This is a genomic window from Methanothermobacter sp. EMTCatA1 (assembly GCF_002356395.1).
Classification (GTDB): domain Archaea; phylum Methanobacteriota; class Methanobacteria; order Methanobacteriales; family Methanothermobacteraceae; genus Methanothermobacter; species Methanothermobacter thermautotrophicus.
The window spans coordinates 208,640-234,015 of record NZ_AP018336.1; the positions used below are offsets into that span (position 1 = coordinate 208,640).

Annotated in this window: 24 protein-coding genes and 1 pseudogene; 16 read left to right on the forward strand and 9 right to left on the reverse strand. The window is 48.5% G+C overall.

The window, feature by feature from the left end:
* Positions 1 to 16 precede the first annotated feature (16 nt).
* Positions 17 to 757 (forward strand): hypothetical protein, encoded by a 741-nt coding sequence (locus tag tca_RS01250; protein WP_048060782.1) that lies wholly within the window; start codon positions 17 to 19, stop codon positions 755 to 757.
* Positions 751 to 1,536 (forward strand): UbiA family prenyltransferase, encoded by a 786-nt coding sequence (locus tag tca_RS01255; RefSeq protein ID WP_010875914.1) that lies wholly within the window; start codon positions 751 to 753, stop codon positions 1,534 to 1,536. The genes tca_RS01250 and tca_RS01255 overlap by 7 nt, the downstream gene beginning before the upstream one ends.
* A gap of 283 nt (positions 1,537 to 1,819) precedes the next feature.
* Here tca_RS01255 and tca_RS01260 read toward each other — a convergent pair whose 3' ends face one another.
* The 3 genes from tca_RS01260 to tca_RS01270 all read right to left on the reverse strand — a co-directional run bounded on the left by tca_RS01260 (position 1,820) and on the right by tca_RS01270 (position 3,648).
* Positions 1,820 to 2,026 (reverse strand): hypothetical protein, encoded by a 207-nt coding sequence (locus tag tca_RS01260; RefSeq protein ID WP_286708978.1) that lies wholly within the window; start codon positions 2,024 to 2,026, stop codon positions 1,820 to 1,822.
* Between the two features lie 270 nt (positions 2,027 to 2,296).
* Positions 2,297 to 3,478 carry an NAD(P)/FAD-dependent oxidoreductase gene (locus tag tca_RS01265; RefSeq protein ID WP_115892539.1) on the reverse strand — a complete coding sequence of 394 codons (1,182 nt, stop codon included), beginning with the start codon at positions 3,476 to 3,478 and terminating at the stop codon, positions 2,297 to 2,299.
* 8 nt (positions 3,479 to 3,486) lie between these two features.
* Positions 3,487 to 3,648, reverse strand: coding sequence for a 4Fe-4S binding protein (locus tca_RS01270; protein WP_048061197.1), 162 nt, complete (start codon positions 3,646 to 3,648; stop codon positions 3,487 to 3,489).
* 388 nt (positions 3,649 to 4,036) lie between these two features.
* On the opposite strand from tca_RS01270, the gene tca_RS01275 reads away from it, so the two are divergent.
* A complete protein-coding gene (locus tca_RS01275; protein ID WP_010875918.1) occupies positions 4,037 to 4,480 on the forward strand; it encodes a hypothetical protein in 444 nt (147 codons plus the stop codon).
* A gap of 10 nt (positions 4,481 to 4,490) precedes the next feature.
* On the opposite strand, the gene tca_RS01280 is transcribed toward tca_RS01275, so the two are convergent.
* From tca_RS01280 to tca_RS01290, 3 genes are all read right to left on the reverse strand, one after another.
* Positions 4,491 to 6,560 carry a Coenzyme F420 hydrogenase/dehydrogenase, beta subunit C-terminal domain gene (locus tca_RS01280; protein ID WP_269889732.1) on the reverse strand — a complete coding sequence of 690 codons (2,070 nt, stop codon included), beginning with the start codon at positions 6,558 to 6,560 and terminating at the stop codon, positions 4,491 to 4,493.
* Entirely contained in the window at positions 6,557 to 6,889 is a 333-nt protein-coding gene (locus tag tca_RS01285; RefSeq protein ID WP_115892538.1) for a PadR family transcriptional regulator, read from the reverse strand. The genes tca_RS01280 and tca_RS01285 overlap by 4 nt, the downstream gene beginning before the upstream one ends.
* Before the next feature lie 301 nt (positions 6,890 to 7,190).
* On the reverse strand, positions 7,191 to 7,883 hold the full coding sequence (locus tag tca_RS01290; protein ID WP_158296315.1) for a HEAT repeat domain-containing protein: 693 nt from the start codon (positions 7,881 to 7,883) through the stop codon (positions 7,191 to 7,193).
* Between the two features lie 368 nt (positions 7,884 to 8,251).
* On the opposite strand from tca_RS01290, the gene tca_RS01295 reads away from it, so the two are divergent.
* The 8 genes from tca_RS01295 to tca_RS01330 all read left to right on the forward strand — a co-directional run bounded on the left by tca_RS01295 (position 8,252) and on the right by tca_RS01330 (position 15,892).
* Complete coding sequence (locus tag tca_RS01295; RefSeq protein ID WP_048060785.1) at positions 8,252 to 9,178, forward strand: hypothetical protein; 927 nt, start codon at positions 8,252 to 8,254, stop codon at positions 9,176 to 9,178.
* A gap of 15 nt (positions 9,179 to 9,193) precedes the next feature.
* Positions 9,194 to 11,044, forward strand: coding sequence for an AAA family ATPase (locus tca_RS01300; protein ID WP_010875923.1), 1,851 nt, complete (start codon positions 9,194 to 9,196; stop codon positions 11,042 to 11,044).
* Positions 11,041 to 12,096 carry a hypothetical protein gene (locus tca_RS01305; RefSeq protein WP_010875924.1) on the forward strand — a complete coding sequence of 352 codons (1,056 nt, stop codon included), beginning with the start codon at positions 11,041 to 11,043 and terminating at the stop codon, positions 12,094 to 12,096. Before tca_RS01300 ends, tca_RS01305 begins: the two co-directional genes overlap by 4 nt.
* Positions 12,097 to 12,112: 16 nt before the next feature.
* On the forward strand, positions 12,113 to 12,262 hold the full coding sequence (locus tag tca_RS01310; RefSeq protein ID WP_158296316.1) for a hypothetical protein: 150 nt from the start codon (positions 12,113 to 12,115) through the stop codon (positions 12,260 to 12,262).
* On the forward strand, positions 12,220 to 12,660 hold the full coding sequence (locus tca_RS01315; protein ID WP_010875925.1) for a hypothetical protein: 441 nt from the start codon (positions 12,220 to 12,222) through the stop codon (positions 12,658 to 12,660). The genes tca_RS01310 and tca_RS01315 overlap by 43 nt, the downstream gene beginning before the upstream one ends.
* A gap of 120 nt (positions 12,661 to 12,780) precedes the next feature.
* Positions 12,781 to 13,389: a 4Fe-4S single cluster domain-containing protein gene (locus tca_RS01320; RefSeq protein ID WP_048060787.1), complete on the forward strand. Its 609-nt coding sequence runs from the start codon at positions 12,781 to 12,783 to the stop codon at positions 13,387 to 13,389.
* Complete coding sequence (locus tca_RS01325) at positions 13,379 to 14,392, forward strand: hypothetical protein (RefSeq protein ID WP_010875927.1); 1,014 nt, start codon at positions 13,379 to 13,381, stop codon at positions 14,390 to 14,392. The genes tca_RS01320 and tca_RS01325 overlap by 11 nt, the downstream gene beginning before the upstream one ends.
* Before the next feature lie 6 nt (positions 14,393 to 14,398).
* Positions 14,399 to 15,892, forward strand: coding sequence for a hypothetical protein (locus tca_RS01330; RefSeq protein WP_143485721.1), 1,494 nt, complete (start codon positions 14,399 to 14,401; stop codon positions 15,890 to 15,892).
* A gap of 66 nt (positions 15,893 to 15,958) precedes the next feature.
* Here the strand turns inward: tca_RS01330 and tca_RS01335 are convergent, their stop codons facing one another.
* Together tca_RS01335 and tca_RS01340 are read right to left on the reverse strand one after the other, a co-directional pair.
* Positions 15,959 to 16,468 (reverse strand): hypothetical protein, encoded by a 510-nt coding sequence (locus tca_RS01335; RefSeq protein WP_010875929.1) that lies wholly within the window; start codon positions 16,466 to 16,468, stop codon positions 15,959 to 15,961.
* Positions 16,469 to 16,505: 37 nt separating this feature from the next.
* Positions 16,506 to 16,952: a hypothetical protein gene (locus tag tca_RS01340; protein ID WP_010875930.1), complete on the reverse strand. Its 447-nt coding sequence runs from the start codon at positions 16,950 to 16,952 to the stop codon at positions 16,506 to 16,508.
* Positions 16,953 to 17,491: 539 nt separating this feature from the next.
* On the opposite strand from tca_RS01340, the gene tca_RS01345 reads away from it, so the two are divergent.
* The gene (locus tca_RS01345; protein ID WP_052261146.1) at positions 17,492 to 19,177 is read left to right on the forward strand and encodes a sensor histidine kinase; all 1,686 of its coding nucleotides are present in this window, start codon (positions 17,492 to 17,494) and stop codon (positions 19,175 to 19,177) included.
* Between the two features lie 88 nt (positions 19,178 to 19,265).
* Positions 19,266 to 19,790 carry a DUF6653 family protein gene (locus tca_RS01350; RefSeq protein ID WP_333473078.1) on the forward strand — a complete coding sequence of 175 codons (525 nt, stop codon included), beginning with the start codon at positions 19,266 to 19,268 and terminating at the stop codon, positions 19,788 to 19,790.
* Positions 19,791 to 19,933: 143 nt separating this feature from the next.
* On the opposite strand, the gene tca_RS01355 is transcribed toward tca_RS01350, so the two are convergent.
* Positions 19,934 to 20,365: a hypothetical protein gene (locus tca_RS01355; protein WP_048060788.1), complete on the reverse strand. Its 432-nt coding sequence runs from the start codon at positions 20,363 to 20,365 to the stop codon at positions 19,934 to 19,936.
* A gap of 255 nt (positions 20,366 to 20,620) precedes the next feature.
* Here tca_RS01355 and tca_RS01360 point away from each other — a divergent pair, with 255 nt between their 5' ends.
* From tca_RS01360 to tca_RS01370, 3 genes and pseudogenes are all read left to right on the forward strand, one after another.
* Positions 20,621 to 20,989 (forward strand): hypothetical protein, encoded by a 369-nt coding sequence (locus tag tca_RS01360; protein ID WP_269889733.1) that lies wholly within the window; start codon positions 20,621 to 20,623, stop codon positions 20,987 to 20,989.
* 305 nt (positions 20,990 to 21,294) lie between these two features.
* Positions 21,295 to 22,614, forward strand: a complete 1,320-nt coding sequence (locus tca_RS01365; RefSeq protein WP_286708979.1) for a zinc ribbon domain-containing protein — start codon at positions 21,295 to 21,297, stop codon at positions 22,612 to 22,614.
* A 29-nt stretch (positions 22,615 to 22,643) separates the two neighbouring features.
* Positions 22,644 to 25,250: pseudogene (locus tca_RS01370) on the forward strand (DNA-directed RNA polymerase subunit A').
* Positions 25,251 to 25,376: the final 126 nt, after the last annotated feature.

The following is a 25,376-nucleotide window of genomic DNA, read 5'->3' on the forward strand; positions in this document are numbered from 1 at the left end:
GGGGTTAATTATTATTATGGATTACAAGGTTAACTCGGCAGATGATAATAATATATTCATAGAGACGGAACCATACCGGCGCCTCCTGGAGATCATCAGGCAAATGAAGGATGTGCGGGGTGAGATACTCCACGTTGTGGGGGCGCCGGGGACAGGTAAGTCGGCCAACATTTACAGGGCCATAGGGGAGGCAGAGCTGCACGTATATGAGGTTCCATGCAAACTTGAATCCCCGGATCTGAGTGCAGATGATGTTTTCCATCATGTGATGGAGGGGATGAAGGAGGAGCTGGGTGCAGATACCGGGGCTGATCTCTACGGGAGGTTAAAGGAATTTGATGCCGTGCTCTTTGCTGACAGGTTCCATGACAGCCATGAATTCTCCAGCTTCTCCGGTTTCAGCCAGTGGACCAGAAATGGGGGCCTGGAGCCACTCAGGTTTTACCTTAAATGTGCAGGGGAGTACCTCAAAAACAGGAGGGTCCTTGCGGAGGTCAACATCATCTTTCAGACAGCATGGAGGTTTTACTTCAGGGGTAAAAAGTATGACCTCTTCACTGATATCCCGGTTATTTCTTCTCTCCTGTTTCATACACTTTCAATCCCCTTCAGGGCGGTGAAAATAGATTACAGTAGAAAGGAAACCTTAAATATTATAAGGGCCCACCTTGATGCTGATGAATCTGAGATCCAGAGACTGATTGACCTCTACGGCTGCAGACCAAGGATCATAATGGAGAAGCTGGGATCATGCTGAGGACACTCCTTCGTTCAACAAGGATGAGCTGGGGCGCCAAGAACATCCACATGTACCTCCTTGCACTCACCTATGCATCGGCTGCAGACCCCTTCAGATTCCTTGCCGGGCTACTCCTTGTCACATTACTCTGGGGTGCCCTTTACTCACTGAATGACCTCACAGACATTGATAATGATAGAAAGGACAGGATGAAGAGGAAGAGGCCCTTCATAGAGAACCATGTGGATCCCCGGAAGGTGCTGCTCTTTGTGGGTCTCCTCCTTCTGGTGTCCCTTGCTGGGGCCTGTCTCCTGGACAGGGTATTCTGTCTGATACTCCTTCTGATGGTCCTGAACCAGTTCCTGTACACACTGCCGCCTGTGAGGCTTAAGGATACTGTCATCGCCCCCCTTGCAAGCACCGCAACAAACACAGTCCTGAGACTTGCATCTGCCGCTGTACTCCTGGGGGGTCTCCTGGTGGTACCTGTACCCGTATATGTGCTCATGTACCTGGCGGGTATGGGGACATACCTCATGTACAAGGAGATGCGCGGCCTCACAACTCTGGTGTCCACGGCATTCTGCATTTTACTTGCCTTCTCTTACCTCTGGGGGTATATCAGCATCCTCCAGATTCTCCTGGTCATAGTACCACCCTTCCTTGCAACGGTACCCCTCTATCTCTCAAACTTCCGGGACAGGGAGCGCATGGTTGAGGTGGCCGATGTGATCTATCACAGGGTTCTTGTGACCATATACATGATATGCATACTTGTGCTCCTCTTCCTGAGGTGATGCAGATTATCATTCAGGATTTTTTAGGGTTGGGGGTGTTAAAGGTTGTCTCTCCTGCCCTCTATTTCAGGAGAGTCCTGATTTTTCTGGAGAGGTGAGGAACTTCATCTGCAGTCAGATATGCAAAAAAACTAATATTTGGAAGAGTTCAGAACCCTTCATTCAGTGAAATGCGCTCTGAAAATTTCCTTGAGGATCCCCCAGCAGAATTTGCATGCGGGTGTCTGGAGGAACCCTGCAACTCTAAAATCACTCTTATTAAACCTTTGAGATTCTGGCTCAATCACCTTTTTATTGTCTGAAAAATGCCGAAGATGACCAGCAGGTAAGCTATGATCCGGATTATTATAAGTGCCACCGCACCACTTGGGTATCCTGCCAGCTGGGCTAGATGTGATACTCCAAATAAGCCGAAGGCTATTCCGATGTAAAGGAGCAGCGGACTTTCAAGTTTCCTGAAGCCCAGGTATCCCATTACAAGGATTATCATGCAGAATATAAAATTAATGGTAAGCACAGGTTCCATGATAAATGCCATCTTCAATCACCCCCTTTATAATTAATAGTAACATTCTCTATTTCCTATTATTTAATATCTGCAGTTTTCGTCTCACAGGAGATCTCAGGATCTTAAAAAGTAGGATTCATGAAAACTGGTCCTCATGGGTATGGGGGTATGGAACTGATCAGTTTATCAGCCAGCGAAGATGATACCAGCAGCTCATGTTCCTCTCATTAAATGAAGAAAATTAGAATTTTATTAGAAGAGTTTTCCGAGTTTGAGCAGAGCCTTTGGCGAAACCTTTATGAGCTTCTTCACAAGCTCGGTGGTGCTCACCTTCTCAAATTCAACGTCCTGGAAGGCCTCTGCAATTGAGTCGAGCTCACTGTCACTGAGTGTAAGCAGGTACTCCTTGACCTTGAGATACTTTGATATCTCATCCCCGATCTCTTCACGGCAGAGCCTCTCATACTCACCGAGCCGCCTGGCAGTTACATCACCCTCAGAGACAGCTGCAGCTGCAACCTGGCCTGCGAGCATACCCCCCTTCATACCGCTTATTATACCTCCACCTGTGAGGGGGTTGACCTGACCTGCGGCGTCACCCACAACCATGAGGCTGTCGGCCACCAGTTTCTTTGGCATGCCACCAACCGGGTCACCTCCAATGTTGAGTTCAACCGGCTGCGCGTTCCTGGTGGCAGGGCATGATTCAACGAACTCAAGGAGGTGCTCATAGGCGCTCTTATCGGTCTCTGTTGAAAGAACCCCAAGGCCAACATTGGCGATGTCATCGCCCTTCGGGAATATCCAGGCATAACCGCCAGGAGCAACGCTTCCAAAGTAGAACTCTATACAGTTGTTGTCCTCCATCTCAACACCGACCATCTCAAACTGGGCCGCTGACTCCATATCCTTCGGCCTTGTGGCTGTGTTGAGGCCGGCCCACCTTGCAACCCTTGATTCGGGTCCATCTGCAGCGATGACTATCCTGGCCTTTATCTCAAATTTCTCTCCCATGCACTCTGCACTTACAAGGTAGCCGTCATCGGTCCTCTCCATTCCGGTTGCAATGGTCTTCACCATTATCCTGGAGCCGGCCCTTGCAGCGTCCATGGCCATGAATTTGTCGAAGACCTTCCTCTCAAGGATGTAACCTGCCTCAGGGAGCTCGACCTTATCGGATGTTAACCATACATCGGTGCCGTTTGGTGAAACCATGCGGACACCGTCGAGTTTCTTTGTGATCCAGCGGGGGTTTGGCTCTATACCCAGGGATTCAAGGCCCCCTATGGACACGCCCTCAGCACACCTCTTCGGGGCTCCTATCTCTGATTTCTTGTCTATAAGGAGTACATCGGCTCCTCCAAGGGCTGCATGTTTTGCTGCGGTTGAACCGGCTGGTCCGGCTCCGATTACAAGTACATCCACTTCAGTCACCATGATGATCACCTCTCAAGGGCCCTGACCGGGCACACCTGTATGCATATGTTGCATTCCCTGCACTCATCCTCTCTGAATTTGAGGGATGTCTCCCTAACCTCTATGAGGTTCCGTGGGCATACACCTGCACATTCCCCACAGAACATACACCATTCCTTAACCTTCATGGTTATCAACCTAAAATCAATTCTTCAGATCATGAATCTTTTATCATGGGGTTGCTTATACTTTGGGGTTAACCCTTTATAGTTCCTAATCTTTCACTGGAGGAGTATTTATATGTTTATATGTTATGGCTCTGTTTGCGGGAACTGCCTCATCCTATGTTTATATGTTATGGCTCTGTTTGCGGGAACTGCCTCATCCTATGTTTATATGTTATGGCTCTGATTCGGGACCGGCATCAGCTACTGCCTTGATAGGAGATGGGAGCACTCAGGTCAACCTCGCGAAAATTATAAATCCAGTCACTGACAATAATTATTAGGGAGGTTAATTATGAAGAAGATTTTATTTCTGGTTCTTGTGGCCGCAACGGTGCTTGTATAGGGTTGTGTGAGTGAGGAACCCCAGTATAAGAGTTTCTCTGAGGGAACACTGAACTTCACCTATCCTGCGGCATGGGAGACATTTAACCCTGAGAATGCCCAGAGTGCCTTCACAAAGGAACCCGGAATTTCAAAGGATGTTATAGTCTATGTGGGTAACAGCAGTCATGATTTTGCCGCTGCAAAGGTCACGGCACGATCAGGTTACTACCTCAAGGACGTCGAGACAGTAAAAAATCAGATGGCTAAAAATGAGGGTGTTACATCTGCAGAGATACGCAGTATAGCGGGGCGTAACGCTGCAGTGGTAACAGCCACGGACTCAACAACGCGCACCACCTTCGTTTACCTGAAGCTCAGCAGGACCAGTGGCTATGCCTTCATGTATGAGGGCCCACTATCTGATACTGCAACCCTTGAGGCCATACTCAGCAGTGTCAGGATAACATAAACCCTCTCTTTTATTTTTTCTGGTTCAGTACCATCATGACCTCTGACATGAATTCATTCTCCCCCAGACGTTTCATTGTGGCTGCAAGCCTCTCCCTCTGGGGCTTATCTGCGCAACTCCCGTACACATCCAGGACGGCGTCTATGCAGTCAAGTATTTCACCGGGATCATCAATGCGCATGCTCAGACCCTCCCTGAGTTCTCTTCCAGCTTTACCGCCAATGTAGAGCACATAACCCTTATCCTTAACCTCCCTTGCGCTGTGCGGACATGATTTTATGCACTTCCCGCAGCCCACACAGAGGTCATAGCTGGTGTAGGATGTCTCCCCCCTTACGCTGACTGCCTCAACCTTGCAGACCTCTTCACATCTTCCGCAGCCATTGCAGAGATCCTCAGAGGTTACGGGAAATTCGACACCCACCACTCCAATGTCATGTATCTGGGGCCTCATGCACTTGTTAGGACATCCGCTTACAGCTATCTTGAATTTGTAGGGGGCTGGTCTCTCCCTGAACCGTTCCTCGATTGCGGTGCAGATCTCCTCTGTGTCTATGATCCCGCTTCCGCAGTTCTCCTTACCCGGACATGCGAGGGTTGCCCTTACAAGGGGGCCCTCTGAACCTGTGAGGAGACCGGCGGAGTTCAGTTCATTGACGGCGTCTTCAACATCAAAGCCATTTATTCCGTGGAGTTCATAGGATCCCCTGTTGGTGATTTTGATCCTTGCACCGTATTTCTCTGCCACCTGAACGATGTCCCTGATTCTGTCGGGGCTGTACCATCCTGCTGGATGTGCCCTTATCCTTATGAAGTATGTTCCATCAGCCCTCTCTGAGACCCCCGGGTGATCTGAGGTCCAGTAGAAGGATATGTAATCACCGTTTTCTCTTCTTTTCTCAATTTCCCTTCTGAATCTTTTTAGCTTCAGTTTCCTCAGCCTTTCGATGGCCTCCCTGTCTGCGCCCTCCAGCAGATCCAGGGCCTCCCTGATTTCAGCACCCCTATCTGTCCTTATTATGACGGTTGAGTACCCATCAGGGCTTCCGGCAGAGCCTATGGAGACGTCTGCAAGTTCAGCATCGAAGTCCCTGCAGAGCCTGCAGCCATCACAGAGCCCTATCCTGCTGAGTTCAATGGTGCGTTCACCTCCATCGAGATGGACAACCATTTTACCTCTTCGGATGTCGAACTTTTTGACTTCGCTGATATCAATGCCCTCATCCATGAGTGCCTCCCTGAGGTCAGTGTATTCGAATTTCTCTGTGCAGAAGAGGCCTATGAGGTACCTTATCTCGGGGAGCTTCACGGGTCTGCCGCTCCTTCCAAGTTCAGGGTCATGCTTTGCAAGGTATGGGAAGTACTGAAGCTTACGCAGTCCATTGATCTGGCATGGCAGCGCAACAACCGCCACACTCTCAAGGCCAAGTTCTGATGCTGTTTTAAGTGCTTCAAGGGTTGATATGCTGTACTTTGAACCGCTCGTTGCTTCGAGGTCATCTGTGCTCTGGACAACCAGCGATACTGGTTTCCATTTTTCATGACCCACAACTATGGCGCCGTCTATCCGGTCATTCTCCATGAGGTACCTCAGGAAGGATGTTACCACTCCACCGTCCTGCCCCCTGGCAGTGCCCCTTCCGTAGAGGATCTCCTCCCTGAAGTTTTCACGTATCCCTATCTGGTATTTGCCTGATGACACCCGGGGGCATACCTCGAAGCACATCCCGTGACCATTTCTCAGGCATTCCTCTGTTAGTTCGGGTCTGCCATTGAATGTCAGGATGTTGTTGGGACATATCACTGCACAGGTCCCGCACCTTGCACAGATCCCACCATCGACGATTCCCTCCAGTTTCCATTTTCTGATTGATGGGTACATTCTCGCAAGTTTTTCGGGGGATCCCATACGTGAAATGGCCTCCAGGATCACATCCTCATTCACGCTGGTTTTTCTGCTGGCTGCTATCGCCTCTGCGCTGTCAAGTATATGTGTTTCCAGTTCACGTGCAACCTCCTCCCTCTCCTCAGGGGGCATCCTTCTGGTCACAGCTGCTATGAATTCATCAACTTTATTCATTGATCAACCTCCGTAAGGTCTTCAAGGGACCTGTTTATTGATCTGAAGAGTTCAAGCCACTTTTTTCTGACTCTCTTCCCGTAATCTGTCACAGTATAGTATTTCCTTGGTCGTGTGTCGTCCGTGCTCCACCTGCTGCTGAGGATTCCCTCCCCTTCAAGTCTTCTAAGGAGGGGGTATAGGGTTCCTTCCTCGACGCGAAATCCGGATTCTTTGAGTTTTTTAACAATTTCGTATCCGTATCTCTCATTTTCAAGTAGACAGATCACTGCAAGCTGTATTGCGCCGCGCCTCAGCTCCCTTTCAAATCTTTCACAGACACTGCTCATTGGATGATCCCTCACATGATATGGCACATATATGTGCTGCACACAGTACCTTGTACCACACAGTATATAAACCTTGTCACGCAGGGAGTGCCTTCACCAGAAACAGGGATCTCAAAGGATGCTTAAAGTAATATGAAGCTTCTGCAGAGATCACCGCACCATCAGCTTATTACCGCAGGGACTTTGAGACCCTAAAGAATCAGATGGCCAGGAAGGAGGGCGTTACATCTGCAGATGCTAGCCAATCCAGAGTGTATCAGAAACAGCTGATAGGACACCCGTGTAGGGATCCTGAATCTCATCAGATCCCATTTTTTATTCCTCCAAAGTTCTGGAGGATTTCAATTTCTTCTTCAGATAGTTCAGGGACACCCTTTATGATCACAGGTATTTCGCTGATTGGCTTTGCCCTTGTCACATCATTTTGGAGTTTCTGATATACAGCATCTATGGCCCAGCCATAGTTAAGGTCATCTGCTTCGGTGATCCAGAGGGTGTCGATGTCTGCGTTTCTCGCATTTTTTGTTTTCTCATCCCACATGCTGATGAATAACCTGTCTTCCTGTCTCCATGAGTATTCAGCATCACCGATTATACCCACAACCTCCTTTACACCATCCTCAAGGAACTTTGAGTGACCGCAGACGCGGCAGACCACGAACTGGCCCTCCCGGGTGTGGATTTTCTTTGGTCTGAAGAGGTCCCTCCCGCATATCAGTGTCCCGTAATTATCCTTCAGGGGCCTCTGAGCCTTCTTCAGTTTCTCAATGGCCTTCCTGGTAGCTACCCTGACAGTTTCATGGGGGTCGTTGAGGGCTTCCCTCAGTGCATCAAGGACCACGGCGTCCCCTGTCTCTCCAAGGTAATCTGCGGCCCTGGCCCTCACCTCTGGATCAGAGGAGTCCCTGAGGTATCCAGTGATCTTTTTAATTACATCCCCGTATTCAGGGCTCTCAGGGTCAAGTCCGTCCCTCAAGCCATTCAGGGCGATCATATCACCATTTATGGGCGGCACTGTTTTGGCGGAAGCATGGGTTCCGGGATGCTCCTGCTGATCAGGGGAGCCTGAAATACCTACCAAGAACAATAAGAGAACAATGATGGCTATCAGGGCCAGATAACCCCACACACCTATCCATGATATTATTAGATAGGATACAAAAAGGATTACAATCAGAAATAGACAGCCAGCGCAGGTATCCTCTCCTTCCATAGACACCACCCTCAACTTTTACAGTGTGATGATTAGATTAAATTTCATTCATCTAATAAAGTTAACTAATCATCATTTTATAAATAAAGTTAAAAACAATTAAAGTATAATCATACCATAATGTGGTTCAGTTAATTTATGGTGATTCTATGAGTGGACTTAAATTCTCGCCGGTTGAGTTTGAAAGGGAGATTCAGGCAAGGGAGATGGCATTATCGGGTATAGCCAGTTCAAGGACCAGGATTGAGGGTCTGAAGTCGGAGATACTGAGAAACCTGGATGAAATTCCTGATGGGGCATGGAAGAGGTCTCCTGAAATTGCGGGGGTGAAATCCTGGATTAATGGGGCCACGGATGTATATATCGACAGCACGATGAACAGCAACGAACTCCAGAAAATTGAGAGTGACCTCAAACGTACTGAGAAGATGGCCAGGGAACTGCTGGGGACCGTGGTCGATATAAAGGTTAAGGCCAGAAGGGAAAGGAGGGTCATGTTAAAACTTGAGAGTATCAATGCAGGATTTAATTGGAAAAAGGACCTTCTTGAGAAGTGGAAGTCTTCGGATTCAGAGAGGTTCAGGGAGAAGATTGAGAGGGCCATGGAGGCCGTGAAAAGGGGGGACTTCAGCGGGGCCGAAACCAGGATTCCAGGTCTTGAAGATGAACTGAGAGACCTCATCGAGGAAGCCGAGAAACTCGAATCAAACGACAGGATGCGCAGGCATGTTCTCTCTTCCGTTAAAGAGGTCGCTGAAAGGATGGGCTGGAAGGAAGTTTCAGAACCATACCTTGAGGATGATAAGGACCCATCCAGCCCCCTCATATATGAGCTGAAATCATATTCCGCGGGAAAGATGCGCTTTTCACTTACCATGGACAGAATAGATGTTGAATCACCATTTTCAGCTGAAGATGGAGCCTGTTATGAACAGTTCGACAGATTCTCAGAGAAACTCCAGGAATATGGTATCCGGACAAAATTCGAAGGGAACCAGGGAGGACCCAGGAATAAACCAGTCTTAAAGGAGAAGAAAGCAAAGAGGCTTCCAGAAAGTCGCATGAGAAGGATATGATGGAGATGTTGATCCATGGCAGTATGGCAGGATAACCTTAAAAGACTGCTGAATCAGAAAGAGGTACTCATAATCCACGGAAACATAAGGGACACCGCATACCTCACCGAGGAAGGAAACCTCGTCAGGGGCCTCACAGACCTTATCAACAGGACCGGCAGGGAACTTGGATACGATAAGACAGTGAGCTGGGGTTCATTCTTTGACCATGAAGGGAGGGGCCACTCCCCCATGTGGTCACTTGAAAGGATCACACCACTCAATGGGGACCAGCCAGAGATAAGGGAAACCGAAAGCCAGGACAGAGTCAGTGACGTACTCCACAGATGGCTGGAGGACGAAATAACCTCCATTGATGAGAAAAAGATCTTTATTATAAATTACATCGACAAGATCACAGGCTACGCTCCAGATGGAATGTACTCTGAACCCACAGCAGAACTTGTGACGCTCATACAGAAGATAATAGAGAACATATCTGAAAACAACCGCCTCATAATGATCGCCCTCAGGGACACGATGATCCCGGTTGAGTACTATACGAACTCGCCCCGTGTAGCAGTGATGGAGATACCCCTCCCTGACAGAGCAGAGAGACACCTTTACTATTCCACAACACTGGCCTCAGCAAGCATCCCATCCGATCAGATAGACTTACTCTCCAACATCACAGAGGGCCTCTACATGAAGGACCTCGAAAACATCCTCAGCGACGTCCTGGAAGAAATTGATGAGAACCAGGAAGTCTCCTCTTCAATGCTGAGAAAAATAGTTAACAGGTACCGTATAGGTACCGAAGAGGATCCATGGAGCAGGATACCACTCACAGGGCCTCCAAAGGGGCTTCTGGACTCGGCAGAGAACTGGTTTCTGGAGAGGGTTGTCGGACAGGATCATGCGGTCAGGGAGATAGTGAATGCAATAAAGAAGGCACGTTCAGGTGTCGTGGGCCTTTCATCGGGGGGACAGTCAAAACCAAAGGCAACGTTCTTCTTCGCAGGGCCTACAGGTGTTGGTAAAACATTCCTGGCCAAAAAACTGGCAGAGTACCTGTTTGATACGGAGGAAGCATTTTTAAGGTTTGACATGAGTGAATTCAAGGAAGAGCACACAGTATCAAAGCTCATAGGTTCTCCTCCAGGTTATGTTGGATATGAACAGGGAGGACAGCTCACCAACGCCATAAAGAACAGACCATTCTCGGTCATCCTCTTTGATGAGATCGAAAAGGCTCACCCCAAGATAATGGATATATTCCTTCAGATCCTTGATGATGGACGCCTCACAGACAGCAGGGGACAGACGGTCTTCTTCACAGAGAGCGTGATAATATTCACATCCAACATCGGGACCAGAACCGTGGACAGCAGGGGAAACACCACATCTGAACAGAGGAAACTTGATGAAATAATAAATGACAGCGATCTCTCTGACTCTGAAAGGGAGAGAAGGGTGAGGGAACACTTCACGCGCAGTGTTAGAGAGTTCTTCATGCATGAGATATCAAGAAGAGAACTTCTTAACAGGATAGGCTCACATATAATAGCCTTCAACTACCTGAAAAAATCAGATTACCAGGTGAACATAATTGAAAACAAACTCAAGGACATTTCAGAGAACTTCCGCGACAAATTCGCAGGCAGGGGGCACCGGCTCCACCTCTCCGGGGAATTAACTGGATATTTCCTTGAGAAGTATGGAGATTCAATATCAGAGTTCGGGGGCAGAGGTCTTGTAAATGCCCTTGAAGATGAAATAGGGAACATAGTGGCTGACCAGCTGCTCCTTGCAGAGGAGAGGGGAATGTCAGATATAAATTTCGAAGTATATGTTGATGGGGATGTAATCAGATGCCGGAGATCATGAACCTTTACTGTGAGGTGAACCTGACAACGCCCCTGGTCCTTGTGCTTGAGCCATCACCGGTCCTCTGGGAGGATATAATGAAGGTTTCAGCTGAAGTTATCGATTCCTTCCCGGGGAGGGTTAACAGGGTCTACTTCCCTGGCCAGAGGGAACACGAAGCCATCAGAACCTCCGGGGACCTCCGGAGAGATGGTCCGCGATGTCTCAGCAGGGGCAGGAACAGACCCCTTCTAATAAACCCGGTCCTTGAGAAACTCAATGAGGAAAAATTCACAGGTATCATAATCCTTGTTTCATCACGGGTCCCCATTGATATTGAGGACTGGGAGGGTACGGATGTCCCTGAGAGGCTGGTCTTCATCAACATGGGTGATGGGGACATTGAAGGCCCCTACAGGGTTATCGGCAGATCAAACATCAACCTCCAGATAGCTCCCCTCCTAAACAATGAGCCTACCGAGGTTTTTGTTTCCGGTGATGGCTTTGTCCCGTTGCGTTACAGTGTTGAGCCATTCAGATCATCAGAGATAGTGTTCAGGGATGGGGACTTCCTCCTGAATATTGAACCATCATCTGAGCCTTTAAAAATCCACCTTGCAGCAATCTGTAAGGACAGAGTTCCAGAACTCAATATAAGACGTCAGAGGGGGTCACTGACAGAGAGGGTAGGTTTTAAGGAGGAAAGGCCCTGGTTTGATCAGAAATGGAATAAGATCCCTGATGATCTGAGGGACATCATCAGATCCGCCACAGAGAAAAGGGACTTCAAATGCCCCAGCTGCGGTGAAAAACACGCCTTTGATACCATGACATGCCCCTCCGGGGACCTGATTTTAAGGGGACTGCCCGCAGGCAGATGCATCCTCTTCAGGGGAGATGAATACATTTCACTGGCAGATGCCCATGCATATCCCCTGGAGGATGGGAAGATAATAACCGCGGAGGGTAAGATTTACCGTCTGAAGGATGATGGTGGATGGGAGTACCTGAAGGACGTGGAACCATACGAGAGGGTTGATGATGATCTATTCGCATTATTCTATAGTATTTGATCGAACAGGATTTCCATTGATCCAGCTGGACAGCTGGGATCATTCCATCGGCCTGTTCCCTGTCAGCAAGTACCAGTTTGAACGTTTCCTTGTGGATGATGAGGGCTCTGACTACACCGATGAGTGGTACAGGGGGGTCCTGGAATTGAATCCCCGCAGGAGCTGAGGAACCCGGGTGATAGGGTATGGGAGTTATTCATCACGGGTCTGGATCTTGATGTTATTGAGGACTTCCTCGGCTACCTCGGACCTGAATACAGACTGCCCACCCTGGATGAATGGAAGGCCCTTCTTGAACTATCTGAGGGTATAGCTGAAGTATCCCCTGCTCTTAAAATGATCTGCAATGGTAGATCCCCGGAGCCGGTTCTTCACTGGCTGGAAGCCGGTCTCTGTCCCCTTATGAGGGAGGGAATTTTTGAGAGGATCCATGGAATTGAGAATAGGGTCGCTGGAAAACCCTTTCACAGTCTTCTCCCAAATACATGGGCCCCAGAAGAACTCAAGGAGGTTAAAATGGACATGGTTCAGGGCATGATTGGATTCAGGGTTGTAAGGGGATGATGGTGGTGTGTCCGTGTGAATTCTGCAGTGGGTGCTGAATTATTTAGGGGGGATGATGGTGTATCTCTACGTCCTGGTTTAGGAGGTACTGAATCTGTACTGGAATCATGGAGGTATATTATGGGTAAACTGAGGGTTGGCAGGTTTCTTATATCCTCAAGGGTTAATGGTCCTGGAAGAAGGTTTGTCATATGGTTTCAGGGGTGTCCCATCCGCTGCAGGGGGTGTCTGAATCCGGAGTTCCATGATGAGGATGGCGGCCATCTCATTGAAACTGCCCGGCTGGTTGATATGATCAGGGATCTCAGGGATGAAATAGAGGGGGTGACCTTCACCGGTGGCGAACCCCTCGCCCAGGCCATGGAGCTGGTGAAGCTTGCCGGGGCTGTTAAGTCGATGGGCCTCACAGTGGTATGCTTCACAGGATATGAAATGGATGAAATCCTTAAAGGGAACATAGAGGGCGGGCTCGAGCTCCTTGAATTTGTAGATGTGCTCATAGACGGCCCTTACATTGAGGAAAAGAGTGCGCCGTTGCTCTGGCGTGGAAGCACAAATCAGGATGTTTATTTTCTTACAGAACGCTATGCTGAATTCAGGGACAGGGTGATGGCCTGTTCTGAAATGGAAGCTGAACTCAAAGTAGGTGCAGATGGTGTTTACATGACCGGAATCTTTGATGTTGAATTCTGGGAGGAACTCAGAAGGAGGCTGGGTGATGGATCTTAGATGTCCCTACTGCCTGAATGAGACCAGACCTGAACTCAAACCGGGGATCGGCTACTGCTGCAGGGAATGTCAGGAGGCACTCCCAAAGGATTATGTTGACCCCCTTAACTCAAGGGCCAGGATAGGTCTTGTCGGATTCACGGGTCACGGAAAGACGGTTTATCTTACAAGCCTCTTTTATACCCTGAGGGTCCTTTCAAACAGGGATATATGGAGGAACTTCTCATGGCGCACCTGTGATGACCACACCCATAAAATAAAATATTCAGATGTCAGGAAATTTGAAAACTCAAGGCTTCCAGCGAGCACACCTGAAAATTTTCCCAGACCCGCCCTCATACATCTGCAGAATGTTCCATCCATGGGTGACATCTTCCTCAGCTTCTATGATACGGCGGGAAGGGTTTATGAAAGCGCCGAAAAGATAACCGATATGGGAAGATTCGTTGCCCATGCCGACACGGTGTTCTTTCTCATAAGCCTCAGTGAGAGCGGCCTTGGTGAGTGTGATATGGGTGATGTGAGTTTTGAAATGGAGCGTCTCCTTGATATATACATAAGGGGGGTCTATGAGAAGATGCATGTTGACCTTTCAGATAAGCAGGAAATGGTTGTGCTTCTGACAAAGGCCGATGAGATTGACATCCTCCCTGAGGACCTCCATAAATTTTTAAACGAATCTTCATGTAACTGGTGGATGAATGATGACCTGGAGGCCAGATTCAGTGCCCTTGATAACTATTCTGAGAGGATAAGGGAATGGCTGAGAAGTGAGGGCTGTGGAGGATTTGTTAATCTGGCTGAAAACAATTTTAAAGGTGTTAAGTATACACTGATCTCATCAACAGGTGCCAGTCCAGTGGGGGATACCCTGGTCACGAAACTTGAACCGGAGCACCCAAAGGGGGTCATCAATCCACTCGTCTTTGCAATGAGGAGCGCATGCTCCCGTGAATCAGCACAGGGTGTCAGGAGTTTTATTGGCAAAATCAGGAGGAGGTAGGTGTTCATGGAAATATACCAGTTTGTATACACCAAGGTGCCACCTGAAGAATCTCCATGGAATATAAGGGATTTTCACACAGTCTTCTATCCTGTGGATCTTATTTCAAGGGAAGACCTTTATGAAATGGAGAGAATGATACACAAGCCACAGATAGATGGCTTTAGAGATAAATTAACGGTTTTTTACAGGAAGATAGATGATATGGATTATCTTGCAATCCTTTACCTCACTGACCTTCCTGAGGAGAGGGATGTCTTTGGGAGGGGAGGCCTCTTCCTGTGCCATGGATTTTTATTCCCGCCTGAAATCTGGATGATGGCTCAAACACCCCTTGAACTCTTTGATATCGTGAAAGGCCATGTATTTAATGGGATCGAAGACCTTTTAAACTCAGGAATCGTTGACAGGAATAGCGGTAACATTGAGGCTATAGAGATTTCAGGTTATTCTCCCCCCGGGGATATGCGCCCCCCACTGTCCGATGACCTTAAACTGAAGATAACATCATACCTTTTTAAGATGGCTTCAGGGATCAGGGACTGCCCACCTCTGCTTTTAGCCGGTGAACCCTCTGATGTATCAGAACTGCTGGATGAGGTTCTCTTCTACATCCCGGATGAACTGAAGGTCAACCTTGGATGGGATTCAGCCTTTGATGGAGGCAGCCTCTACCATTATCCCCTTAAAATACTCGGATTCCAGGAGGAAATGCCCTATGGAGGGAACCCTGTTTCTGTTGACCTGTATAACCGAACAGTTGATTGCCCGGGCGAATCAGCAGGGCTTTTACATCCCGTTTCAACCTATGAGAGATGGCTGGAGAACTGTGATGAAAGAGTTTCAAGGGAGGATATCAATGCAGCCTACCGGCTGTCGCTCCTGGTTGATTCCATGGAGCCACCCTCCTCAGTTGAGGAGGTAATGCCCCAGCTGGAAAACTTTTCTTACATCAACAGGGACCCCATTGAGGGGCAGTTCAGGAGAAAATTCCATGAAGTCTTTGGCATGACCCTCACTGATCCTGATTTACCTCCGGCGACCATGCTGAAGTTCCTCATTGAGGGCGCATCATGTGATTCCATGGCGGGTTTCATTGAGTCACTGGTTCTTGATGGTTATCTCACTGAGGAGGACATAAAACTTCCAGGGGAGGTCACAGAGAGGAGCAGGATTCTGATGACCATTCAGAGGTTATGGGATGGTGCTGATATCACTGACGAAATCATGGAATCTGATTCTGAAGAACGCCGCCATATATTCGCATATCTAATCGGAACCGGACTTTTGATGAAAAATGAATCACTTAAAGACTTATTGAGGGATAATGAGGATTTTAACGCTTTACTGGAGGAGAGGGAGGATCTTTTTGATATTTTAAATAACTCTGGATTCTCTGTATCTGGAAGTGAGTCCGCAGATGATCCTGAAGATGGATCTGACATCATAAATCTGAATAAAGTGAAGATGGTAATATCAGGGTTATTCAGGAGGCACTGAGTGTCTTCATAGTCTGAATGGACAATATAAGAAAAATAAAAAAGGGATATCAGCTCACCATCCATTTCAAGTGCAGAACTTTCCTGATGGAGTTAACAGGTTACCACGGGCCGTGATACCAAAGAATACCACATCCTCAGGTCCGTAGCCCTCATCGAAGCTCCAGTCTGTTGTTTCAAAATAGGCCCTTTCACCTGGTCCCAGGGTGTTTATGAGGGATGACCCTCTGAATACCGGAGCCATTCCAATGGCTATGAGATCTCCATCACTGTTAAATCCCTTGACCCAGACATAATCGATATGCATGGCTGAGCTGTATCTGTTCTGGATCTCCCCTTTCACAACATAGTCTCCAGTGTAATCTGAGAAGACAGTGTAGTTGAGGACCTCTACCTGGGCTTTACTCTCGATGACCTCATCGACAGCTGACGACCCATTAATATGACCCAACACAAAACTGAGGAATCCCACTATTAGTAAGGATATTATGATCAGGGTTGCCTTTGTAAAGGTACTCCTTCTACTCCACCATCCACCTGATCTGCCAGTTTTTCCATCATCAACATCTGAAGACATTAAATCACCTTATTAAGTCAATCAAAGCTTAAGTCCTCTAAAAAACGTGTGCTTGTGTTTGAAGTCCAACAGTAAGAATGTTGGGATGTTCCTCCCAGATGATCCCTTCGATTCTGGTCTTCTTACCAGGGGGGAGTACATAATACCCAAAAGCCCACCCATGCAAACGATCTTCACTTGAGTTAAAACCTGTTATGCTGATATCATCAACAAACACGGTTTCTTCATAGTTGTTCTGAATCTCAAAGGTGATATTGTAAATACCGTCATGATCATGAGTTATGGTGTAATTTACGATATTCACATGAAATCTTTCATCGTCCATTTCTGTGGCAGAGTCCACCCCCTCGCTGTAACCCAGTGAGTAGGTGATGCATACCCAGAGTATTATGCCGAGGATTATGATACCCTTTCTGCTGTAACTGCTCCTTTTACTCCACCATCCACGTAATCTGCCAGTTTTTCCGTCATCATCTGAAGACATATTATATCACCTTATTCATTAACTGTTCTGTTTTATTATTAACTTGTTCAATAATTACAGCATAATTGAATGTTTATATAATTAAAAGTTTCTATTTGAAATTTAGATGTCAATTTAATTAACTCATAATTAATTATTGAATCTGACTACTTCAAAAAATGTTTTTAACTTATAAATTGAAATTTAAAAAATAACTGACATTATCTGGAATCATTCTCTCTTCTGTTTCTATCTTTGAGACTTCAGATTCTTTATCCGTTATTTTCCCGCCCGTCCATCTGCAGTAACTTCTGTTTGCAGTCAGATCACAATTAAATGACCATAAACTCAGTGTTTTTGCTGCTGAAGGTGTTTCTTATGTAACCGTGACCTTTGAGTTACATAAGAAGCCGGTACTCGCCGGACGTGAAACACCGAATCTCCGCCCGGCAGGCCTTAAAATGGTTATTATCCTGTCAGTTCCCCCAGATATTCCATTTAAAGATTTTTTCGAAAAAATATTTATTATATCATGTTTATAGATCAGAAAGGTGATTGAAATGGGCTCTGCAGCTTTATTAAGACCAGAATCCCTCGATGAAAAGATAACACTTTCAATGAGCATTTCTGTACTCACAATATCCGTCATGGCACTGATTCTATGGTTAACCGGGGCACTCCAGACACCCAAGGTTGGACCCTTCCTTGATAAGGACCCGACCATATTCATGAGCTTCATTCTCCTGGCCGCCGCCATACTCGCCCTGAAGGCTTCTAGGAAAGTAACATCCCTCGTTCTATCACTGATGGTCCTGGCCATCCAGTTCTCTGGAGGTAGCCAGCCCCTCCACCCTCAGGCATGGACAGTAACATCCATGATAATCATATCATACTCCACTGCAGTGATCCTTTTTTCAATTGAAAGATACTCGGCTGCCCAGATAATCAGTTACACTGCGGGTACAGTGGCATATGCACTGTTCCTATCAGAGATTACAGGGATTACGGAAACAGAGCCGCATTTCAGGGCATGCATAACCTCTGCTGCAATGATGGTGTTCCTGGCCATAGGTCTCCTCAGCACCCACCCATCCCATGGTGTTGTGGAGCCACTCTATTCAGGGAGGATCGGGGGCTACACCGGGAGGATGCTGATACCCATCGTGATAGGGTCCCTGACCCTCACGTCATTCATAGTAATCAGCGGCAGCAGCCACATACCATTCTCTGCCGATGTCTTCCTGGCCACCCTGAACCTGGCACTTTTAATTGTAATAATAACATTCACAGCCTACAAACTCAACGTGGTGGATTATGAGAGAATAAAAAATCAGAGGAAAAGCCAGAGGATGTGGAGGTTCTTCAGGAATGTTGTGGATAACCTTGAGGAGGCGGTGGCGGTCCTGGACCGTAACGGGGAAGTCCTGCACAGCAACACCGCGATGAAGAACCTGGAACTGGACCTCAGGAGACTGTGGAGGGAAAACCTGGAGGGTAAGGATCTTCCACAGCCCATAGGAACCATCAGGTCAGGTGGGAGGTACTTCACGGGATGGGCCATACCCCTGGATGATGGTGGGATCATATCCCTGATGGATATAAGCGGGCTTGTGGAGGTACAGGAGGACCTGCGGTCATCCCTCAGGGAGAAGGAGGCGCTGCTGAGGGAACTTCAGCACAGGGTCAGGAACAACCTTCAGATAATCACAAGCCTCATAAACATCCAGCTTCAGGATGCAGATGGCCCGGTAAAGGAGGCGCTCCTGGCTACCCAGACCAGGGTGAGGGCCATGACCATAATACAGGAGTCACTCTACAGCACTGATGGCTACAGCAGTGTACACATCGAATCATGCATCTCCCGGATGACAGAGCACCTCAAATCCCTGCTGGGTGCACATGGTGTGGGATTCAATATCAGGGCTGACCTCAGACTCAACCTTGAAACAGCAATGCCCCTCTGCCTCATGGTGAATGAGCTTGTGACAAATGCCATAAAACATGCATTCCCTGAGGGGAAGGGAGAGGTCCACATTGAGATAGATGAGGGGGAATCGGGGTACCACATGCGCTTTGCAGATGATGGCATTGGGTTCAGTGGGGAGGGGGAAGGCACCGGCCTGAAACTTGTAAGGATCCTTGTGGAGCAGCTTGAGGGTGACCTGAAGATACTTGTAGATGAGGAGAAAGGGGGGACAGAGATACTGGTGCCCTTCAGGGAACTCCAGTACAGGGAGAGGACCTAGCAGTTAAACCATGGAGGTGAATGGAATACGGTGGCTGGCATCTGACATGTACTGTCACTGTATCTGAGGGGGGAAACATTTGATAGGAATGAACTCCATAGATATTTATATGACCCTTGAGGAGAGAATATCCTCGGCCTTCCGGATGGATGAGGAAACATGGTTGAGGCATGCAAATCCATGGAGTGTCTGGACAAGACTCACGGCACTGCCCCTTCTTGTTGCAGCGTTCTGGAGCAGGGAGTGGCTGGGCTGGTGGGCTATCATACCGGTAACCCTCGCGGTCCTCTGGACCTATCTGAATCCCAGGATATTTAAAAGACCGGAATCTACGGACAGCTGGGCATCCAGGTCGGTTCTCGGTGAGAGGGTCTGGTTGAACCGTGATAGGATCCCTGTACCCGAGCATCACAGGAGGGTCCCGGTCATACTGAACCTCATAGCAGCCACCGGGACGGTCCCCATTGTTTGGGGTGTCTACCGCCTGGAGGTGTGGCCGCTCTTACCTGGATTTGCAATGGTCTACCTTGGCAAGCTGTGGTACCTTGACAGGATGGTCTGGCTGTACCAGGACATGAAGGAAAACCCTGAATACAGGGACTGGCTCTATTGATGGTTTTCCTGTTCTCCACAACTTTCTGGCTTTTTCTTATATTTCATGAATACTGAGCGGCCAATTTAATAGTTCTCCATGAATCCGGGACATAAAAACTAACCGGAACTTTGAGATCTGGAGTTTAAAAATCTGATATTGGATTAGATGGCTTTAGGAGGTCTTCCCCGATACTTCATGGCCTCTTTCCGGATTTCCTGCCGGGCCTCTTCGTCCCATAGATATATCCGTACATAATCAGTTCCCATGAAAATAATATGCCCGCACTCATATTCCCTGTATCTTTTTTCGTACATTATTCCGTCCTTCTCGTACCATGGAACATCATAACTGTACGAGAAGGGAGCCCCACAGTAGGGGCACCTTGATTGGTCCACCCAGTTCTCTGGCATTGGCTTGATTCTGTCAATGCTTTCGTTATTGGATGAGGTCGGGTTCTTTATTGTGTTAACATCATAACTGAAGGAATTATTCTGTGAATCCACCTCAACGTTGAGCATCATACCCGCCATAAATGAAAGCGCCCCAAAGAGAACAAGACAAACTACAATCAATATTTTTGTCAGTTTATCCACTGATATTCCCCCTGAATCAAAATATTGAAGCACCTCTGATGATAATATAAAAAAACTTTAATATATAGTAATAGTCCATAATCTATATCGAAGGCGCTGAATGAGGATTCTACATACATAAACCCGGTATCAGGACCGTGAATGGATCAGGGGACGTCCTGTGAAGACAGGGAATCTGCTGGTAGGAATGCGTGGATAAATTGCTCAAACAGCACTGCTCCATGAACCCAGTTTATGTTATACGGGGTGATTTTTTTGGATAGGGGAGCAAGGGTTCTTCTTGTGTTATGTTTCATCATGGTGGGGGCAGTGGCCTTTATGGCAGGGATACTTTTCGAAGAGGTTCAACACAAAGGGGATTCACCCATATCATCAGATAGTGATACCCTCAATAGGAAACCTGCTGTAGATTATTCGGTGGATATGGGGGAGGATTCCGGGACAGACTCAGCCCGTCCACCGGGGGCTGCACCAGGCCATCGCATACGGGGCCCAGTCTACTATTTATATGATGATGAAATCACCCATGGATGGGTGGCCTGGTACTATGATGTGGATGCAGGACAGTACTTCTCGGAATATGACTCATGGGACCCCAATGCAGGTGCTACCATGATTAATTAACCAGAGCATCTGCCGCCAGGTGAATTATTAGTTACAGGGATAATCCTGGAGAAAGCTTCATTTCAATATTTTTATTAAATGGTGTACCGGACCACACGTTCGTAATAGAGAACTATTACGAAGTTCACCATCCCTCATTAGGCCTCCACCTTTAGGCTTCCCTGAGGCTTAAGCCGGAGGACCCACCGTTAAACCTTTTCCAGATGAGGGTATACATTTATATTGTACAGTGTGCAGAATGACTGCATGGGATCATATAATGGTTCACTTCGGGGATCTGATCCCTGAGCCAGGGGGGTTATATTATGGTTTACTGTCGTGAATGCGGGGAGCTTAATCGTGATGGGGCAAACTACTGTCTTAAATGTGGCAGCCCCCTCAGGGGGAGTGAAGGGGAGGATACCAGGCCTCAACCGGCCCGGATGAAGGCGGGTCCAAGGACCATAACACTCACGGCCAGTGACGACACTGAAAACCTGGGCAGACTGACCCCTGAGATCCTCAGGATGGACAATGAAACACTCATGAAATGCAACGATGAGATAAAGGAGCTCGTGAAGAAAAGGAGGATCAGAAGAGGCGACTTTGAGGGGTCCATGGAGGAACTCATGGCTGAGATAAGATCAAGACTCGAGGCACTGAGTGGGGAGCTCAGGGCACTGAGTCCGCAGCTTCTAAGGGTCACGGTGGAGATCGACAGGAGTAAACCTGATGTGAAGATCACAACATCCCTGGATAAGGACCGCATGGAAGGCTACCTTGAGAAGATTAAGAGCAGGCAGCTCTCAGACCAATCCCTGACAACCCCATCATGGAGGGACCTCTGCCCTGTCTGCAGGGAAGCACCATTAACACCATTCCCAAAAAGGAGGGTCCCTGGAAGGTCTAAGAGGAATATGCGCTGCAGTAACTGCGGCGCAGTCTTCATTTACAAGGGAAATGGGTACCTTCTCAGCAGGGTCTCAGACAAGAACACCAGGGCCTGGCGCCTGTACGGTGGGAAGACACTCACAGAGGAGGAATGGACCAGGATAGCAAATGGCGGAGTATCCAATGAACTCCAGAGGGAGATCCAGAGAAAGAGGGATATTGAAGAGAGAAGGAGGGACATTGAAGGATGGCTTAAAAGTGCAGCAGAGGGGAATGTCACATTCAGAGAGCCCCAAACTCCCATAATACTCAGGAAGAACGAGAGGGCGGTCCTCGTACTCCACAACATTGACCTCTACGAACCGAGGGCCGTTAGAAGGACTGCCGGCGGATACGGGGGCCCCACCATAAGGGTGTCAAAGAATCTCTCATTCAGGATGGGGGCCCTCAATGCCATAAGCGAATCCCGTGACGAACTCCGGAGGATAGACACCGGTACACTGACCCTGACGACACGGAGGATGATATTCACAGGGACAAAGAGGACAACGAACATAGACCTCAGGAAGGTCCTAGCCATCCAGCCCTACACCAATGGCATAGCGGTCCAGAGGGAGAACAAGAAGAGAACTGAACACTTCCTCAACACGGAAAAAACACTGCTGAACATCACCCACTCCGGGAGGACCCACACAGTCCCCGCAGATGGTGCGGTGATGAAGGCGGTGATTGAGGGACTTATAAGGAAGCTCTGACCAAAAAATAACTCAGAGGAGAGAATAACTTGAGAGGAACTCTAAAGAAGATTGGGGGGATAGAATTTGGTCTCATGTCCCCAGAGGATATCAGGAAGATATCCGTCGCCCAGATCGTCACCCCGGACACCTACAACGAGGACGGGTACCCCATAGAGAACGGACTCATGGATCCCAGGCTCGGTGTGATAGACCCCCGGTTCCGCTGCTGGACCTGCGGCGCAAGGGGAGGGGAGTGCCCGGGACACTTCGGGAGCATAAACCTTGCAAGGCCGGTCATACACGTGGGATTCGCAGACACCATACACAAGATCCTGCGGTCAACCTGCAGAAAATGTGGGAGGGTCCTCCTCACCGGGACTGAAATCGAGGAATATATCAGAGGATACTTGAAGCCATGGAGAAAGAGGAAAACTTCACGCCACTGGTAAACAGGGTATACTCCCTTGCAAGGAGGGACAGGTGCCCCCACTGTGAGGAGGAACAGCAGGAGATCAAACTCGACAAGCCCGTCTCAATCGTCGAGGGAGACTACAAGCTCACACCCAGTGAGGTGAAGGAGCGTCTTGAGAGGATAAGCGATGACGACGCCCTCATCCTCGGTGTCAACCCCCAGGTTGCAAGGCCAGAATGGATGGTCCTGACAGTCCTCCCGGTCCCCCCGTAACGATGAGGCCCTCAATCACCCTCAAAAACGGTGAAAGGTCAGAGGACGACCTGACCCATAAACTGGTCGATATACTCAGGATAAACCAGCGCCTCAAGGAGAACATGGAGGCAGGGGCTCCCCAGCTGATCGTGGAGGACCTCTGGGAACTCCTGCAGTACCATGTGACCACCTACTTCGATAACGAGGCCTCAGGTGTCCCCCCTGCAAGGCATCGATCCGGAAGACCCCTTAAGACCCTGGCCCGGAGGCTCAAGGGTAAGGAGGGACGGTTCAGGAGCAGCCTTTCAGGTAAGAGGGTTAACTTCTCTGCCCGTACCGTCATCTCCCCGGACCCCAACATCAGCATAAACGAGGTGGGTGTCCCTGAAATCATAGCCCGGGAGGTCACAGTACCTGTCTACGTCACAGAATGGAACCTGGACCGTATGAGGGAGTACATAGAAAACGGGCCAGACGTCCACCCGGGAGCCAACGACGTCATAAGACCCGACGGACGCAAGATGAGGGTCTCCAATGAGAATGGAAGATTCATATCTGAGAACCTGAAGCCAGGGTACATAGTCGAGAGGCACCTCGGGGACGGGGACATCGTACTCTTCAACCGTCAGCCATCCCACCACAGGATGTCAATCATGGCCCACAGGGTCCGTGTACTGCCCTACAAGACTTTCCGCCTCAACCTGTGTGTCTGCCCACCCTACAACGCCGACTTTGACGGTGACGAGATGAACCTCCATGTACTGCAAACAGAGGAGTCCCGCGCAGAGGCCATGACCTTAATGCTCGTCCATGAACAGATGAGATCCCCCCGCTTCGGTGGTCCAATCATAGGCTGTATGGATGACCACATATCCGGCCTGTACCTCCTCACAGAAAGGGATGCAGAATTTGAAGATGAAGAGGTATTCCAGCTAATGAGAAGAGCCGGAGTCCAGTTAAAACATGGTAAGGGCAGTAAATGGACCGGAAAAGAAATATTTAACCTTATACTCCCAGATGGCCTCAACATGACCTTCAGAGCAGATATATGCAGGGGATGCCCTGAATGCCTTGAAGAGAGATGTGAATACGATGCCTGCATAATAATAGAGGACGGAGTACTCAAATCAGGCGTAATTGATAAAAAGGCATGCGGGACATTTTCAGGTAAATTACTTGACCATATAATCAGGGAATATGGTGCTGATGAGGCCCGTGAATTCCTCGAATCAGCCACCAGACTGGCCATTGCTGTGCTGATGAGGAAAGGATTCACTGCGGGTATCAGGGAGTTTGATGTGCCCCCAGAAATCAGGGAACTGATGGATTCCAGGTTGATAGGGCCATTGATGCCGTTGAGGGGCTCATTGATGACCATGAGGATGGAAGAATCAGATCCATGCATGGAATGAGCGCCGAAGAGGTTCTTGAGAGGAATATAGTGGAGCTCCTCTCCGGGGCAATGGACAGGGCATGTGAAATCGCCGGGAGGTGCCTTGAAATGGGCGAGAACCATGCCATAATAATGGCACGGACCGGTGCAGGGGGTTCAATGCTCAACCTCACCCAGATAACAGCCTGTGTGGGGCAGCAGTCCGTCAGGGGTGAACGTATCAGCAAGGGATACGATAAAAGGACACTCCCCCACTTCAGGAGGGGAGATCTCGACCCAAAGTCCCGTGGATTCGTACAATCAAGTTACAGGGAAGGTCTGGATCCCATTGAATTCTTCTTCCACGCCATGGGTGGAAGGGATGCCCTCGTGGATACAGCCGTCCGTAAAGCCCCCAGCAGTTACATGCAGAGGCGTCTCATAAACGCCCTCCAGGACCTCATAGTCGATGAGGATGGCAGGGTAAGGGATAGCTGCGGTAACGTGATTCAGATACTCTACGGCGAGGACGGGGTAAGCCCCTGGATGGGGAAAAATGGCGAAATAGTGGATCTGGAACAGCTGGTCTATGAGATCAGGAGAAAAAGCCTATGAACTGATCTCCGATTCTGAAGCAGACCATTTAAGAGCCATCAGAGGAAATTCCTTAAAAAATACATACCAGCATCTAAAGACTTTATTTTTTTGAATTGTTTAAACGGGACCAGCCATCGTTAATTA